12 protein-coding genes and 1 pseudogene are annotated in these 15,361 nt (G+C 72.9%); 9 read left to right on the top strand and 4 right to left on the bottom strand.

What is annotated here, in order from left to right; genetic code table 11:
* The first annotated feature begins 100 nt into the window (after positions 1 to 100).
* Entirely contained in the window at positions 101 to 322 is a 222-nt protein-coding gene (locus ACFYP3_RS35225; RefSeq protein ID WP_388841915.1) for a hypothetical protein, read from the top strand.
* A 752-nt stretch (positions 323 to 1,074) separates the two neighbouring features.
* Here ACFYP3_RS35225 and ACFYP3_RS35220 read toward each other — a convergent pair.
* Positions 1,075 to 1,506, bottom strand: a complete 432-nt coding sequence (locus ACFYP3_RS35220) for a pyridoxamine 5'-phosphate oxidase family protein (RefSeq protein WP_388841913.1) — start codon at positions 1,504 to 1,506, stop codon at positions 1,075 to 1,077.
* A 790-nt stretch (positions 1,507 to 2,296) separates the two neighbouring features.
* Here ACFYP3_RS35220 and ACFYP3_RS35215 point away from each other — a divergent pair.
* From ACFYP3_RS35215 to ACFYP3_RS35200, 4 genes are all read left to right on the top strand, one after another.
* A complete protein-coding gene (locus ACFYP3_RS35215) occupies positions 2,297 to 3,337 on the top strand; it encodes an SPFH domain-containing protein (RefSeq protein WP_388841911.1) in 1,041 nt (346 codons plus the stop codon).
* A complete protein-coding gene (locus ACFYP3_RS35210; protein ID WP_388841909.1) occupies positions 3,334 to 4,233 on the top strand; it encodes a hypothetical protein in 900 nt (299 codons plus the stop codon). The genes ACFYP3_RS35215 and ACFYP3_RS35210 overlap by 4 nt, the downstream gene beginning before the upstream one ends.
* Positions 4,234 to 4,413: 180 nt before the next feature.
* Positions 4,414 to 5,070: a hypothetical protein gene (locus ACFYP3_RS35205; RefSeq protein ID WP_388841907.1), complete on the top strand. Its 657-nt coding sequence runs from the start codon at positions 4,414 to 4,416 to the stop codon at positions 5,068 to 5,070.
* Positions 5,071 to 5,457: 387 nt separating this feature from the next.
* The gene (locus tag ACFYP3_RS35200; RefSeq protein ID WP_388841905.1) at positions 5,458 to 6,162 is read left to right on the top strand and encodes a hypothetical protein; all 705 of its coding nucleotides are present in this window, start codon (positions 5,458 to 5,460) and stop codon (positions 6,160 to 6,162) included.
* Positions 6,163 to 6,216: 54 nt separating this feature from the next.
* Here ACFYP3_RS35200 and hemC read toward each other — a convergent pair whose 3' ends face one another.
* Together hemC and ACFYP3_RS35190 are read right to left on the bottom strand one after the other, a co-directional pair.
* Positions 6,217 to 7,152 (bottom strand): hydroxymethylbilane synthase, encoded by a 936-nt coding sequence (gene hemC / locus ACFYP3_RS35195; RefSeq protein WP_388841903.1) that lies wholly within the window; start codon positions 7,150 to 7,152, stop codon positions 6,217 to 6,219.
* Positions 7,153 to 7,372: 220 nt separating this feature from the next.
* Positions 7,373 to 8,317: a LysR family transcriptional regulator gene (locus tag ACFYP3_RS35190; RefSeq protein WP_388841901.1), complete on the bottom strand. Its 945-nt coding sequence runs from the start codon at positions 8,315 to 8,317 to the stop codon at positions 7,373 to 7,375.
* 134 nt (positions 8,318 to 8,451) lie between these two features.
* On the opposite strand from ACFYP3_RS35190, the gene ACFYP3_RS35185 reads away from it, so the two are divergent.
* The 3 genes and pseudogenes from ACFYP3_RS35185 (at position 8,452) to ACFYP3_RS35175 (ending at position 11,773) form a co-directional block, all read left to right on the top strand.
* On the top strand, positions 8,452 to 9,234 hold the full coding sequence (locus ACFYP3_RS35185; RefSeq protein ID WP_388841899.1) for an inositol monophosphatase family protein: 783 nt from the start codon (positions 8,452 to 8,454) through the stop codon (positions 9,232 to 9,234).
* Between the two features lie 39 nt (positions 9,235 to 9,273).
* Positions 9,274 to 9,927, top strand: a pseudogene (locus tag ACFYP3_RS35180) (NADPH-dependent F420 reductase); the annotation flags it as partial.
* A 49-nt stretch (positions 9,928 to 9,976) separates the two neighbouring features.
* Entirely contained in the window at positions 9,977 to 11,773 is a 1,797-nt protein-coding gene (locus tag ACFYP3_RS35175; protein ID WP_388841896.1) for an SMI1/KNR4 family protein, read from the top strand.
* A gap of 361 nt (positions 11,774 to 12,134) precedes the next feature.
* Here the strand turns inward: ACFYP3_RS35175 and ACFYP3_RS35170 are convergent, their stop codons facing one another.
* Entirely contained in the window at positions 12,135 to 13,256 is a 1,122-nt protein-coding gene (locus ACFYP3_RS35170; RefSeq protein WP_388841894.1) for a substrate-binding domain-containing protein, read from the bottom strand.
* A 190-nt stretch (positions 13,257 to 13,446) separates the two neighbouring features.
* Here ACFYP3_RS35170 and ACFYP3_RS35165 point away from each other — a divergent pair, with 190 nt between their 5' ends.
* A complete protein-coding gene (locus ACFYP3_RS35165; RefSeq protein WP_388841892.1) occupies positions 13,447 to 15,270 on the top strand; it encodes a beta-galactosidase in 1,824 nt (607 codons plus the stop codon).
* The last annotated feature ends 91 nt before the right edge of the window (positions 15,271 to 15,361 follow it).

Genomic DNA, 15,361 nt, shown 5'->3' with positions numbered 1-15,361 from the left:
ACAACAGCGGCTACCCCATGCCAGCCACACCCGACTCCCCTGGGTGTCCCGATCTTACGAATGACCCGAATCAACCCACGAAGAAAGGTATGGACTTGCCATGCACAGTGCCCCGCCGGAGCCGGAGCTTCCGGACCGTGTGCCGGAGAAGCCCGACGCTGTCACCCCGGACCTTCCGCCCCTCGGCCCGAGCGCGCCCGACATCCCGGACGCTGCGGGCGGACGGTCCCGTTCCCGTGGCGACGAGAAGGGCACGGCCCAGGAGGGTGAGCGGCCCGCCGCCGGCCCGGGCAACGCCAAGCCCCAGGAGCCGGCCGACTGATCGGCTCCCACGCGCCGTGCCGGCGAGGTCCCGCCAAAGCCGTCTCGCTCCCGTCGACGCGCCACACCCGGTGCCGCGCGATGCGTGGGAGGGCGCAGCCCCCCTGGCGAGATGGCTATCCGGTGGGTGGTGGGCACTCTGAGGGCGACGCCCATCGCCCCGGCACGCCGCCCGGGCGGTGACAGTCCATGCCGGGGACCGACGGCCAGTGGCACGAGACCGTCCGCCAGCCACCATGCGCATGATCCCCGGGTTCCCGCCCGCGTACGGCTGACAAGCGCGCTGACGCCACCGCGTCGCCAGTGGGATCGCGGTCTGCGTGCCCGCCAAGGGGGTGGCGTGACGGCGTGGCGGGGAGGCAGCGCACCCGACGAGCGGTCGGGGAGGGCTAGTGTCCGAGCCCGGGCGCTCGTCACGCGTAAGGGGTCGGGGCCACTGCGATTGCTTCAGGTTCATTGACGGACTCTGTGCCGGGAACATTTCGGTTTGGTTGACCGTTCATTGATCTGTGGGGTGTGGGAAGGGACTGTGTCCCCGGGCCCGACCTATGCGTGTGGGGAAGATCGTTCGGCTGAAGCCCCTCAGCGCCCTCCGCCGCGAGGCGACCGCCCTTCCCGCCCCCACATCTAGACCGCTCCGCCCGGCACCCCCCCCGCCGGGCGGGGCGCAGGCCCCGACCAGGCCCTCCCCCCCGGGCCGGTCGGGGCCCCTTAGTGCTGTTTCGCGTGGTGAGTGGACGCGTGCGGGGGATCTCAGATGGTGCCGAGGTCCGAACTCACCCATCGCTGCGGACGCATGTGGATCACCAGCTGCTCCCCGTGTTCCTTCCAGGCGAAGTCGACGTAGCCCTCGACCTTCTCCGCCGGCAGGTAGCGGGTGGAGATCTCCACCAGCTGCTCGCGCGTGGCGGGAACGGTGGAGATGACCGGTCCCTCGACCGACACGTACCGGGGCGTGGGCTCCAGGCGGTCCACCATCAACGTGAAGCGGCCGGCGGCCCGGATCAGATCGGCCTTGCGCGACTCTCGCCCGGTCATGATCCAGATGTCGCCGCCGGGTGCGTACTGGTACCAGATGGGGACCGCGAGCGGCGCACGGTCACCCTCCGCTCCCGCGTTCACCGCGAACGCGGCGACGCGGGGCTCGGCGAGGAACTGCTCACGTTCGGTACGGGACAGGGCCACGGCACACTCCTTCGACAGTCGAATCCTTCTGAAGGGTCCCTTCCCCAAGAACCCTGCCCCGCCGCGCGCCCGTTCCTCGCCCGGCCCGGAATCGCCCAGACGGCCCCGCGGCGCCCCCACTGCCACGGCCCCGGGCGTACAGGCCTGCCGCCGACGGGGATTCACCGGCCAGGGCTGAGGGGCCGAGGTTCAGATGTGTGCTCGGATCTGTTGCACCGGGTGGCCCGGTCTGTCCCCCAGGACTGCCAGTTCGTCCTCGCTGAACCAGAGGTGCCCGCTTGGCACAAGGGGCAGCCGATCCTCTCCAGGTTCTCGCCGCAGTCGACGGCGGCCACCACGTCGTGCCACGTCACATCGATCTCCACGTCCACGCCGCCGGCGACTGGCGGCCGCCCGGTGGGCGGCCGCGATCACCGAGACCGCGTCCGCCACCCTGTCGTCGCACACCAAGCGCTCCTCACACACCCCGGCCCCGCCCGACATATGTCCATCGCGAATGTCGCCAAGCCACGGGTTCCTGCTCATGCTGAGAGTCGTTCCACACGCGATCAGCGGCAACGCGATCCGGCTGCCACTGCGGATCCGCCCTACGTCGGTCCGTGCGGGCTCGCCCGGCCGTCCGGGGCCGCGCCCCCAGAGGCCGTGCGCGGGCCCGTCCTCGCGCTAACGCCGCCGAAGGCCTCTTCGGGCCGCCGCCGTTTCTCATGCCGCCCGGACCTTCTTATCGTCCTCTTGACGATATGAGCGCGGGCTCGTTATCGTCGCATTGACGAAATCGAGGGGGTTCGACATGGCCGACATCACCCGCCGCTTCGGCTGGCGGCACCTGCGCTCCGCGCACACCGCCCACATCCGCCATCACAAGCGCGGCCGACTCGTTCACGACGGGCGGGGGCTCAGTTTCTGGTATCGGTCCCTGTCCGCGGCGCTCTCCGAAGTGCCGGTCGACGACCGGGAGCTGGCCATGGCGTTCCACGCCCGTACGTCCGACTTCCAGGACGTCGCCGTGCAGGCCACCGTCACCTACCGGATCAGTGACCCGGCCGAAGCCGCGAACCGTCTCGACTTCTCCGTCGACCCGGACACCGGGAGCTGGCGCGGCGCCCCCTTGGAGCAGATCGCCACGCTCCTCACCGAGACCGCGCAGCAGCACACGCTGGACGTACTGGCCCGGACTCCGCTCGCCGTCGCACTGGTGGACGGCGTCGCGTCCGTGCGGGGGAGCGTCGCCGCCGGTCTCGCCGCAGAGCCCAGGCTCCCGGCCACCGGCATCGACGTCGTGACCGTGCGGGTCGTGGCGATCCGCCCCGAGGCCGAGGTGGAGCGCGCCCTGCGCACCCCCGCCCGCGAGCAGATCCAGCAGGAGGCGGACCGGGCCACCTACGAGCGGCGGGCCGTCGCCGTCGAGCGTGAGCGCGCCATCGCCGAGAACGAGCTCGCCAGCCAGATCGAACTGGCGCGGCGCGAGGAGCAGCTCATCGACCAGCGCGGCACCAACGCGCGCCGCGAGGCCGAGGAGAAGGCGGCGGCGGACGGCATCCGGACCGAGACGGAGGCGGCCCGCAAGGTCCGCCTGGCCCGCGCGGACGCCGAGGCGGCGCGCGAGACGGGCGCGGCACGCGCCGAGGCTCAGGCCGCCTGGCTGCGCGTGCACGACGAAACCGGCCCGGGCACGCTGCACGCCCTGGCGGCGACCCGGCTCGCGGAGAACCTGCCGCGGATCGAGAGCATCACGCTCTCCCCTGACGTCCTCACCGGGCTCCTCACCAGGATCGGACGCCCGGAAGGCGGTACCGGGACCGGACGTCCGGAAGGCGGCGCGGGCGCGTGAGCCTGGCCCCGCGGGCGGTGCTCGTGCACCGCAGGACCGAGTACGAGGAACTGCTCGCCCGGCACGGGACGCACGGGCAGGCCGCCTTCTTCCTCTCCAGCCGGGGCCGGTCGATCGACGAGGTGGTCGGCCGCCACGAGCGCACGCGGCAGGCACTGCGGGAGGTGGCGGCAGCGGTGCCGCTCACCTGGCGCAGTACGCGGGTGGAGCGGGCCGACCTGGACCGCTTCCTGTTCGCCCCGGAGGACGTGGTGGTCGTGGTCGGCCAGGACGGCCTGGTCGCCAACACCGCGAAGTACCTACGCGGACAGCCGGTGGTGGGCATCGACACCGACCCGGGGCGCAACCCGGGGGTCCTGGTCCGTCACCGCGGCGCCGACGCGGGCGCCTTGCTGCGGGCGGCGACCGCGGCCGGGGGCCGGGCAGAGGAGCTGACCATGGTCGAGGCCGTCGCCGACGACACCCAGCGTCTTCTCGCGCTGAACGAGATCTACCTGGGCTCGCCCGGTCACCAGACGGCCCGCTACCGCCTGGGCACCGACGGCGAGGACGGCCCGGGTGAGGCCCAGGCGTCCTCCGGGGTGCTGGTGGGCACCGGCACGGGCGCCACCGGCTGGCTGCGTTCCCTGTGGCTGGAGCGCGGCAGCGCCGCGGGGCTGCCCGCACCCTGCGACCGGCGGCTCCTGTGGTTCGTACGCGAGGCCTGGCCGTCCCCCGCGACAGGAACGACGAAGGTCGCCGGTGAGCTGGAGCGGGGGCAGGGGCTGCGGCTGACCGTGGAGTCGGACCGGATCGTGGTCTTCGGCGACGGAATGGAGAGCGACGCCCTGGAGCTGACCTGGGGCCAGAGCGTACGGCTGGGCATTGCGGACACGTCGCTGCACCTGGTGACGTGAGCGCCTGCCCGGGCGTGGGGGCGGCCGCGGGGTGGCGTCGTCGCCGGCCCGAGCCGTAGGCAACACCTCCCCTGCGGGCTCCCCTCGTCGCTCCCGACCGGGTCCGGCACCGCGGTCCGCCGTGGGACCACGTACCCAACGGCACCGGTTGTTCGCAGCCGCAGGGGTGCGCGCGGGTCCGTGGACGGGGCAGAGTCGCAGACGGGATCCGGCCGGTCTGCCGGCGGGGACGGACGAAAGGGCGGTGCGCTGGTGGACTGGGACTGGTGGACGGTGGACTTCGGGGACGCGCACGCGGGCGCGGCGGGCGTCCTCATCGGGGGTGATGAGCCGGGCCCGGTGTACTTCGACGTCGGGAGCGGTTCGGACGTGCCCTCGACCACGCACTGGTCGGCCTACGACGGCAGGCACCGCCGCCCCCGCGCCGAAGCCGTCCGGGCGGTGTGCGCGTGCGGATGGCGCAGCCCGGCCCAATACCCCCTGGACTGGGACACGATCGGCGACCAACCCCTGTGCGAGGCGGACGTCGACCTCACCGGGCCGCTCGCGGACTGGACCGCGCACCTGTCCGTCGTCCGCGATGCCGCCGTGCCGCTGCCCGAGCCGTTGGCCGCGCTCCTGGTCGAGGTGGCCGAGCAGTTGACCGCCACGGCCGCGGACACACCCCTGGTCGCGCTGCGCGCCGCCGGAGTGCTGGAACGGATCGCCGCCATGGTGGGCCGGGCGGCCGCCGGCTCGCTGCATGACGACGGGATGTCCGCCGAAGCACTGGCCACCGCGCTCGGCACCACCTCTTCCAAGGCGCTGGTCCTGCTCCTGACCGCGCAGGACGGCTGACGGCGCCGCACCACAGAGGGGCCGCGCGCGGCGAGTCTGTGACCTGCTGCCTCAGGCGAAGCCGCCGACTCGTCATGCGCCTCGTCACCGGGCCCCGTCGGCCTGCCGCTTCGGCGGGCGTGTGAATGCGGAGCGTGTCGGCCACGGGCCTTGATCACCCCGGTCTACGGTGGATCCGAGGTCCAGCGCCGCGCCACCCCGGTCAGCGAGGGTGCCAGGCGTGGTCGCCGAGTCCCTCGGGGCAGTCGCCCCGTACGCCTTCACCCGCGAGGAGCGGCACATGAGCCCGACATCAGGGACGACCGGCCGTATCCGCTCCGCCGACGCCGTCTGACCTCGACGGCGCATGCGATCCGAGCTGCCACCGAGCCGGGGGAGCAGTCGGCCGTGACCGGACAGAACACGTCCGACACGGACCGTACGAGCCCGCGGGAGCCGGGGCCGAGATCTGCCGGTCACACCGAGAGCCGCTGGCCGATGGCCGCAGCGGTCGTCGCCTCCGCGGTCCTCACGCTGCTCCTGCCCGACGACCTGCGTCTGGGACCCCGCTGGGCGCTTCCCCTCGCCGAAGCCCTCCTGCTGGTCGCGCTGATCTCAGGAGACCCCGGCCGGATCAGCCGCCGCTCCACCGTCCTGCGCTCCGTGGCGATCGCCCTGGTCGTCGTGCTCGCGGGCAGCGCCATCTGGTCGACCATCCAGCTGATCGACGACCTCATCCACGGCGGATCGGAGACCGACTCCGCCGATGCCCTGCTGCTGGCGGGCGCCAGCGTCTGGGCCTCCACCGTTCTCGCCTTCTCCCTCCTGTACTTCGAACTCGACAGCGGCGGCCCGGCCGCCCGGGCCCACCACATGCCCTCCTCGCCGGCGCTCGCCTTTCCACAACAGCTCAGCCCCGAAGTGAGCACCCCCCACTGGCGGCCCCGCTACATCGACTACCTCTACCTCGGGTTCACGAACTCCACCGCGCTGAGCCCCACCGACGTCATGCCACTCGCCCCCTGGGCCAAGAGCGTCATGACCGTCCAGTCCATCCTGTCCCTCATGATCCTCGGACTCGTCGTCGCCAGGGCCGTGAACGTCCTCGCCTGAGACGGCGCCCGCCACCGGCTGCGGGTCGGGCGGTCGGGTGGGTGGTGCCCGTGGTCAGTGGGGGATGCTGTCGATGAGTTCGCGGGCTCCTTGCCGGAGGAGTGCGACGGCCACGGAGGTGCCGAGGGCGGCGGGGTCGAGCGGTCCCGCCCGTTCGTGGGCGCGCAGGACCCGTTTGCCGTCGGGGCTGAAGACGGTGGCGTACAGGCTGAGTTCGCCGTCCCGTTCGGTGTGCGCGTATCCCCCGATCGGGGAGTTGCAGTGGCCTTGGAGGACGTGCAGGAGCATGCGTTCCGCGGTGGCTTCCCGGTGGGTTGCGGGGTCACCGAGGGCGCTGACGGCCTCGATGAGGGCGGTGTCGTCGTCGCGGCACTGGAGGGCCAGGACGCCCGCGCCGATGGGCGGACACATCGTCTCGACGGGCAAGACCTCGGTGATCGCGTCACGGCGGCCGATGCGGTCCAGCCCGGCGACGGCGAGCAGCAGGGCGTCCGCCTCCCCGGCGGCGAGTTTGTCGAGCCTGCTGTTGGCGTTGCCCCGGATGGGGACGCATACGAGATGAGGGTGCGAGGCGGCCAGCTGGGCGATCCGGCGGACTGCGGAGGTCCCGACGCGTGTGCCCGGGGGCAGCTCGTCCAGGGTGAGGCCGCCGGGGTGCACGAGGGCGTCGCGGATGTCGTCGCGTTCGAGGAACGCGGCGAACGCGGTTCCGGCCGGAAGGGCCCGGTCCGCCGGGATGTCCTTCACGCAGTGCACCGCGAGGTCCGCGGTGCCGTCGAGCAGGGCGGCGTCGACCTCCTTGGTGAAGGCTCCCTTGCCCTCGACGGCGGAGAGGTCGCCCATCCACCGGTCTCCGGTGGTCTTGACCGGGATCAACTCGGTGGTGGTGTCGGGGTGGAGCGCGGCGAGACGCCGGCGGACGCGCTCCACCTGGGCGAGGGCCATGGGGCTGTCACGGGAGACGACGCGGATGTGGTCAGGGGCGGACATGCCGCTCACGATAGACCCGCGGCGGCGCCCGCCGGTGGCGCGTTCTGAGGCCCATGCGGGTGGTGTGGCAGGGGAGTTGGCCATCTGGGCGGGTGTTCGAGGAGGTGCCCGCGCGGGGCTGGGGATCGTCGGGCCGGGTGGCTTGGGGCGCTCGTTCGTCTGTGACGTTCCGTCGGCGCCCGGCGGTGACCCGCCGCAGGCGATTCCCCGGGCGCATTCGTCACCGCTCGGTCCGGTGGGGGAGGGGCTGTTGAGGGGCGGCCGGGGGTGTGAACAGGGCCCGGACGGTTTCGGTGGCCAGGTCGCGCAGCCAGGTGTGGGCGCGGTCGTCGTCGTAGCGCTGGTGCCACAGCAGGTACAGGGGGACGTCGGGCAGGGGGAGGGGCGGCGGCAGCGTGACCAGGCCGAGTTGTTCCCGAGCCGTGCGGGTGACAGCGTCGGGGAGGGTGACGACCAGGTCGGTGTCGAGGGCGAGTCGCAGGGCGAAGGCGGCGGTGGGCCCGGCGGCGACCACGCGGCGTTCGAGGCCGCGGGTGGTCAGGGCGTCGTCGATCGGGTCGCGCAGGCTTCCGCGCCGCGAAACGGTGAGGTGCTCGGCGGCTGCGTAGCGCTCGACGCTCAACGGGCCCTCGGTGAGCGGGTGGCCCGGTCGGACGGCGACGACCAGCCGGTCCCTGCCGACGAGGCGGTGGCGGATGTCGGGGAGCGTCGGGGCGCTGGAGCTCGATTCGAGGTCGACCTCACCCCGGCGCAACTCGGCGTCGTCCGTGCCGGGTTCGGCGGACAGACGCAGCCGGACGCCGGGGGCCTGGCGGTGGACGGCGGTGACGAGGGCGGTGCCGCCGGCTGCGGTCAGTGCGTCGTGCCAGCGCACGGTGAACACGCGGTCGAGGTCCGCGAGGTCGAGTTCCTGCTGCGTGGAGAGGAGTTGGTGGGCCTGCTGCACGAGGGCGTGGACCTGGGCGCGCATGGCCAGCGCACGGGTGGTGGGGACCATGCTGCGGCCGGTGCGGACCAGGATCTGGTCACCGGTGGCCTTGCGGATGCGGCCCAGGGAGCGGCTCATCGCCGGTGAGGTGACGTGGAGGCGTGCTGCGGCGCCGGCGACGCTGCCCTCTTCCAGCAGTGCGTCCAGGGCTGTGAGCAGGTTCAGATCCAGTTGCATGGCAGTAACTCTACAAGTGACAAGCATGCACTTGTTGTTAATGATCGGGCGGCCTACCTTCGAAGTGCGGGGGCGAGACAACCGCCCCGCTCCTACGGATCGACAGATCCCACGAACCCCCAGGGAGCCCCACCATGAGCACAGCCATGCCCTTCGGCGCCGGTACGACGCTCCTCTCCGACGTGACCGACGCGGTGAAGACCGCCGGCCTCACGCTGCGCGACCGCTACACCCCGCACGCCCGGGGCGTCAGCCTGGACGAGGTCGTCGGTGAGATCCACGCCAACGACGACGCGGTGCTGGACGTGCTGCGGGAACCGCTGCTGCGGGCCCGGCCGGGGTCGCAGTGGGCCGAGGACGAGCTGGCCGGCGGCGCGCTCCCGTCCGGGGAGTGGTGGGTCGTCGACCCCGCCGAGGGCAACATCAACCACGTCCACGGCATGGACGACTGGGCCGTCACCGCCACCCTGGTCAGCGACAACCAGCCGGTCCTCACCGTCGTCCACCTGCCGCTGACCGGCGACACCTACACCGCCGTCGCAGGCGGCGGCGCCCGCCTCAACGACCGCCCCCTGAAGGTGTCCGCCAAGACCGACCTGGGCGCCGCGCTCATCGGCACCGGCCAGGCCAAGCCCGGCGAGGACGAGCGCACCTTCCGGCGGATCGGTGACTCCGTCACCGCCATGCTCGTCAACGGCCTGGTCGTACGCATGTCCGTGCCCGCCACCATGCAGCTCATCCACGTCGCCGCCGGACGCATGGACGGGTTCTGGCAGTTCTCCGACGTCCGCTCCGGCCTGGTCGCCGGCGCCCTGCTGGTCTCCGAGGCCGGAGGCACCGTCACCGACCTGGCGGGCGAGCCCTGGAACACCGGCAGCCGCGACTTCCTGGCCGCCGCCTCCGGCATCCACACCTGACCGGACGTCTCCGCTCTTCCCACCCGATACCGCAAGGAGCATCACCACATGAGCAACATCGGCATCCTGGGCGCCGGCCGCGTCGGAACCAACCTCGCCGGCAAACTCTCCGCAGCCGGACACCACGTCACCCTCGGCAGCCGGAACCCCGAAGACACCGCCGTCCGCACCGGCGGACTCGCGCCGCGGATCGCCTTCGCCGACCAGCGCACCACCGCCCGCACCACGGACATCGTGATCAACGCGACGCCCGGCGACAGCTCCCTGGACCGACTCGCCGCCCTGCGCGCCGAACTCGCAGGCAAGATCCTCATCGACGTCTCCAACGCCACCCGCGACGCCGCCGACGGCCTGCCGGGCGACCTCTGCCATCCGGGCAGCAGCCTGGCCGAGCAGCTCCAGGCCGCGCTCCCCGACACCCGTGTGGTCAAGACGCTCAACACCATGCTGTTCATGGTCATGACCGCCCCCGAAATCCTGGCCACCCCACCGACCGCCTTCCTCTCGGGCGAGGACCAGGACGCGAAGAAGACCGTCACCGGCCTCCTCGGCGACCTGGGCTGGCAGCCCGAATGGATCGAGGACCTCGGCGACATCACCACGGCCCGCGCCACCGAGGCCATGATCCTGACCGTGCCTCACATCCTGCGCCGGCACGGCTTCACGCCCTTCGCCGTCTCCCTCGCCCGCTGACCCGCTTGCAGCCGGCGGGGCTGTCAGTGCCCGCGCCTAGAGTGACGACATGACCACGTGCACCGTCGAACAGTCCTGGGCCCGCATCGAGACCTGGCTCGCGCAACACGCCGCCGTCAGCCACGGGCTGCTCCGACCCCCGGCCCGCCCGGAGGACATCGCGGCCGCCGAGCTGCGTCTCGAAGTGACCTTCCCGACCGATCTGAGGGAGTCGCTGCTGCGCCACGACGGCGTACAGCTCCAGGACGGGACACCGACGCTCGGCTACTACGGACCACTGTCCGGGGTCGAGGACATAGTCCGGAGCACCGAGTTCCTGCGGGGCATCGGCGAGGACGTCGTCGAGGACGAGGCCGATCTCGACGAGGAGGAACGCGACCAGTACGCGTACTGGCCCCACGAACGGCTGCTGATCAGCCTGGGCATCGGCTGGCAGTCCTCCGACGGACTCTTCCTCGTCTCCCGCCCCGGCCCGCACCACGGGCGCGTAGGCCGGTACTTCGACGAGGACAGCCCGTCCTTCACCGAGTGGCCGGCGCTGCGCCACGTCCTCGCCGATTTCGCGACGGCCCTCGAGAACGGCACACCCTTCAACGGGCGGATACCGCTCGCCTTCGAGGGGCGGCTGATCTGGGACGACGGCGGGACGGTCGTCCCGGATCCGCTCTCCCCGCTCGGCCTTGCCGCCGAGGCCACCGAGCCGGTCCTGACCGCGCCCGCGCCCGCCACCGAGCCGATCCTGCCCGCCCCGCGGCCCGACGGGGCGTACGCCGTCATCTCGTTCGGGGCGCCGGCCGCGCAGGCGCAGCCAGTTCAACCGGACGTCGTGTTCGTGGCCGGCGTCCCGCCCGAGGAACTGCTGGACAGGCTGGGCTCCGTGCCCGCGACCGTCCGGCCGCGCAGCCGGGAGCAGTCGAGGCTGTCGGCCGCCGCACCCTGGGCGGCGTACCGTCCGATGGCCCGGGCCGGACGGTGCGGTGGTGACCGGTGGTCGTACGCCACCCAAGAGGGCGGAGACGCCCAGTTCGGCCGTCCGGAAGTGCTGCGCCGGCTGTCCCGGGGGACTCGGGCCGTGAGGCTTTCGAAGCAGGGGCCCGAGGTGCACGTGACCGTTTTCGACGACGGTGTGGAGCGGCCCGAGGCGGCGCGCCGGGTCGACTCACCGCGCGAGGACTACGTGACCGACGCCGACGGGCGGCCGGTCAGGGGACCCGACGGCCAGCCGTGGGAGCGCATCGGCGTCGATCCCTGGCCCGGGTCGACGGCCGCGTACACCCGGCTGCTGGCCGGTCTGGCGCAGGAACACGGCATCACATGGGACCCGGAAGGCGACGGCGACGTGCCGTCGGCGAGCGCGCTCCTCCTGCCGGTCCTCGACGACCTGCCGCCGTCCCGGCATCCGGTCTCCTCGGTACGTGACTTCGACCTCGCCGGCCTCGTCGACAAGACGACGCCGCAGCGGTTGCGCGCGGTGGTGGCGGCGCAGCTCGCCCGGCTGGCGTCCGAGACCGGCATCGACACCTACCCGGAGATCGCAGGGGCGCTGGAGCGGATACGCCGGGACGAGCCGGTGGACCTCGCAGCCGACGGGCCCCTCGACCTGCGCATGAGGGCCCTTTCGGCGGAGGCCCGGGCGGCACGGGGACTACTGGACGAGGCCCGCCACGCAACGGACCCGGCGCCGGTCACCGCCTCCGACCACGCCGCGTGGGCCGTACGGGACTCGGCGGCCGGGGCGCTGCGCGCGTTCCTGCTGCTGCCCTTGCCGGCCGCTGCCGAGACGGTCCTGAGCCGGCGCCTGTCCGTACGCTGGCGCGACGACCTCGCCGCGGACCTGGCCGGCTGAAGCGGCCACCCCGCCGACCAGCGCGAGGCGTGCCGCGGCGTGGCCGTGCTGCGCCTTGGCGGTGGAATGCGGCGGATTCGGAGAGGTTGTCCTTGAGGGCCGGCGTGGGAGTGCCGGGGATTGCCTGACCGCCGTGGGCCGCAAAAAAGGGGTTCGAGGAGAGCGTCGCGGCCGCCGGAGGGTTCACGCTCCTGGCCTCCCGGCCGGGGGAGGTCGCCGAAACCCTCCTCAGGGCCCACCCGGACGCTGACGCGCTCTACGCCCGCCACGAGGGGATGGCGCTCGGCGCCTTGGCCGCCCGCGACGCCGCCGCTCACCGCTGCCGGGATCTCGCGCGCGTACTGGACGACCGCGGCGCCCGTCACGAGCGGATCGTCAAGCGGGGGAGGAGGTCCAGGTGTTGGCGGGGAGCATCGTCCTGGGCCGCGGCGGTCGACAGGCGGTCCAGGAGCAGGGCCGCCGCTCGCGCGCCCACCTCGTGCTTGGCCGGTGCCACCGCCGAGAGGGGCACGTCGGCCATCCCGGCCACCTCGTCGTCGTACGTGATCACCGCCAGGTCCTCCGGTACCCGTACTCCACGCGTCTGGAGCCGCGGGATCAGCATGATCGCGTCGGTGTCGCTGTGGACCAGGGCGGCGGTGACCCCGCCCGCCGTCACCGCCTCGCAGAGGTAGTCCAGCGTCCGGGCGAACATGTCCGCGTCCGACAGCGGGCCGGGGCCTGCCGGCGGCCACGGCGGGGCCGGTTCCAGGCCGAGCGCGGACACGGCGGCCTCGTAACCGGCCCGCAGCCGTGCCGTGGTCGGGGTCGCCCGGCCGGCGAGGGCGATCCGCCGGTGCCCCTGCTCCACCAGGTGCTGCACCGCCCGGGCCGCGCCGTGCGCGTGATCGGAGGACACCCGGTCCAGTGCGGCCGCGGGATGCCCCGGCGGTGCCCAGCGCTCCACCAGTACGGTCGGCACCGGGAGTTCGGCGGTCCACGCGCCCTCACCGGGCCCCGGCGAGCCGGTCTCCCAGTTCGGTGTCAGCAGCAGCCCGTGCGCCCCCGTGGACAACAGCCGGTCCGCCTGCGTCCGGTCCTCTCCGTGCAGGTACCGGGTCAGTCCCACGGTCAGCCGGGCCCCGCGCGCCTCGACCGCCTCGCGGGCCCCGCGCACGACCTCGGCGTAGTAGTACTCGGTGGTCGGGACGACCATTCCGACCACCAGCCCCTCCGCCGCCCCTCCGCCCCCGCCCGCGCCCGCGACGGCGGCGGCGGCGGTCGCAGCGGCAGAAACGGCCGAAGGCGCCCGGCCCGGATCCACTCGGCTGATCGCCCCGTGCATCCGCCGGATCTCGCCCCGCGCCGCCATCGCCTCGATGTCCCGGCGCAGGGTGACGGGGGAAATGCCGAGCTCCCGGGCCAGTTCCGCCACGCGCACGCTGCCGCGTGCCCGCACGAGCTCGAGCACCTGTGCCTGACGCTGGTTCACGTGTCTTCTCAAGGTGTCCCCCTGCGGTCCGCCGGCGTGGCCGGTGTCAGCGACGTCATGGTGTCGGCGCCATCATAAGGACTCGATTCGATCGATTCGATCGAATCCGATCAACTGGTCATTGACGGTCCGGACGGTGCGTTCATATATTCGGCGGCGTTCCGTACTTCACGGCATCTCGACCTCTCTCGGGAGTCAGCGCATGCTCACGTACGACCAGGACGGATTCCGGCGCGCGGGCCGCCCCCACCGCATCGTCTCGGGCGCCCTGCACTACTTCCGGGTCCACCCGGACCTGTGGGAGGACCGGCTCACGCGGCTGCGCGCCCTGGGCGCGAACACCGTGGACACGTACGTCCCCTGGAACTTCCACGAGACCGCCCCCGGCAAGGCCGACTTCACGGGCTGGCGCGACCTCGGCCGGTTCCTGCGCCTCGCCCAGGACCTCGGCCTCGACGCCGTCGTCCGCCGCGGCCCGTACATCTGCGCCGAGTGGGACTTCGGCGGCCTGCCCGCCCGCCTCCTCGCCGTCGACGGCCTCCACCTGCGCTGCTCCGACCCGCGCTTCGAGGCCGAGGTGGACGGCTGGTTCGACCTCGTCGTACCCGAGCTGCTGCCGCTGCTCGCGAGCCGCGGCGGCCCCGTCGTCGCCGTGCAGATCGAGAACGAGTACGGCTCGTACGGCAACGACACCCGCTACCGCGCCCACGTGGAGCGGGCCCTCGTCGAACGCGGGGTGGACTGCCTGCTGTTCACCGCCGACGGCCCCGAGGACGCCATGCTCCAGGGCGGGATGCTGCCGGGCCGGCTCGCCACCGCCACCTTCGGGGCCCGGCCCGCCGAACGCCTCGACGCGCTGCGCCGCTACCAGCGGACCGGGCCGCTCGCCGCCATGGAGTTCTGGATCGGCTGGTTCGACCACTGGGGCGAGGACCACCACGTCCGCGCCGTGGAGGACGCGGCCGCGGCACTCGACGAACTCCTCGCCACCGGCGCCTCCGTCAATCTCTACATGGCCCACGGCGGTACCAACTTCGGTTTCTGGGCCGGTGCCAACCATACCGGATCCCGCCCCGGCGAACCCGGCTACCAGCCGACCGTCACCAGCTACGACTACGACGCGCCCATCGGCGAGGCCGGCGAACTCACCCGCAAGTTCCACGCGTTCCGCGAGGTCATCGGCAGGTACGTGCCGCTCCCCGACATCCCGCTGCCGGAGCCGCCGCCCCGGATCACCCCCGCCCTCGCCGTTCCCGCGGGCACAGCGGAGCTGCTCGACCGCCTCGACGTCCTCGCCGGGCCCCCGGTCCTGCGCCCCGCCCCCGAGTCCATGGAGCGGCTCGGACAGAGCCACGGCCTGATCCACTACCGCACCGCCGTCACCGGGCCGCGGCCCGCCATGCCCGTCAGGATCGACGGCCTCGGCGACCGGGCGTACGTCTTCGCCGACGGGGTGCCCCTCGGCGCCCTCGACCGGAACACGCCCGACGAGGGGCTCGACCTGCCGGTCGGCGAGGACGGGGTGGTCCTCGACCTGCTCGTACGGGCCCAGGGGCGGGTCAACTACGGCCCGCTCCTCGACGACCGCAAGGGCATCTGGCGCGGCGTACGCCACGGTCACCAGCAGCTGTTCGAGTGGGAGATCCGGCCGCTGCCGCTCACCGACCTGGCGGGACTCGACTGGCTCGACGGGTCCGGTGACCAGACCGGTCACCCAGCCGGAGACCGGCCGGCCGGACGGCCCGCCTTCCACCGCTTCACCCACGCCCTCGACGAGGGGAACGGGCTGGCCGACGCCTTCCTCGACGTGTCCGGATGGGGGACCGGCCTGGTCTGGCTGAACGGCTTCCTCCTGGGCCACTACGACACCCCGCGCGGCCCGCAGCGCACCCTCTACGCCCCCGGACCCCTGTGGCGCGACGGTGAGAACGAGATCGTCGTCCTCGAACTTGAGCGCCCCGGAACCGAACTGCCGCTGCGCGACCAGCCCGACCTCGGCCGCACGACCGTCGTCACGCTCCACTAGGACTTGTCCGGCCGATCATCGTTGGAGGCAGTCGGGCATGATGCCCGGGTGAGCATCATCGTGAAGTTCTTCGTGGCGCCGGACGACACGT

It is taken from the genome of Streptomyces sp. NPDC005533 (assembly GCF_042871845.1).
In the GTDB taxonomy this organism is placed as follows: Bacteria; Actinomycetota; Actinomycetes; order Streptomycetales; family Streptomycetaceae; genus Streptomyces.
The sequence above is the reverse complement of the archived record's forward strand: the minus strand, read 5'-3'. Positions and strand labels throughout refer to the sequence as shown.

Coding starts and splice junctions, on each gene's coding strand:
- ACFYP3_RS35225 (WP_388841915.1), top strand. CDS start 101: ATGCACAGTGCCCCGCCGGAGCCGGAGCTTCCGGACCGTGTGCCGGAG.
- ACFYP3_RS35215 (WP_388841911.1), top strand. CDS start 2,297: ATGGCCGACATCACCCGCCGCTTCGGCTGGCGGCACCTGCGCTCCGCG.
- hemC (WP_388841903.1), bottom strand. CDS start 7,152: ATGTCCGCCCCTGACCACATCCGCGTCGTCTCCCGTGACAGCCCCATG.
- ACFYP3_RS35190 (WP_388841901.1), bottom strand. CDS start 8,317: ATGCAACTGGATCTGAACCTGCTCACAGCCCTGGACGCACTGCTGGAA.
- ACFYP3_RS35185 (WP_388841899.1), top strand. CDS start 8,452: ATGAGCACAGCCATGCCCTTCGGCGCCGGTACGACGCTCCTCTCCGAC.
- ACFYP3_RS35175 (WP_388841896.1), top strand. CDS start 9,977: ATGACCACGTGCACCGTCGAACAGTCCTGGGCCCGCATCGAGACCTGG.
- ACFYP3_RS35165 (WP_388841892.1), top strand. CDS start 13,447: ATGCTCACGTACGACCAGGACGGATTCCGGCGCGCGGGCCGCCCCCAC.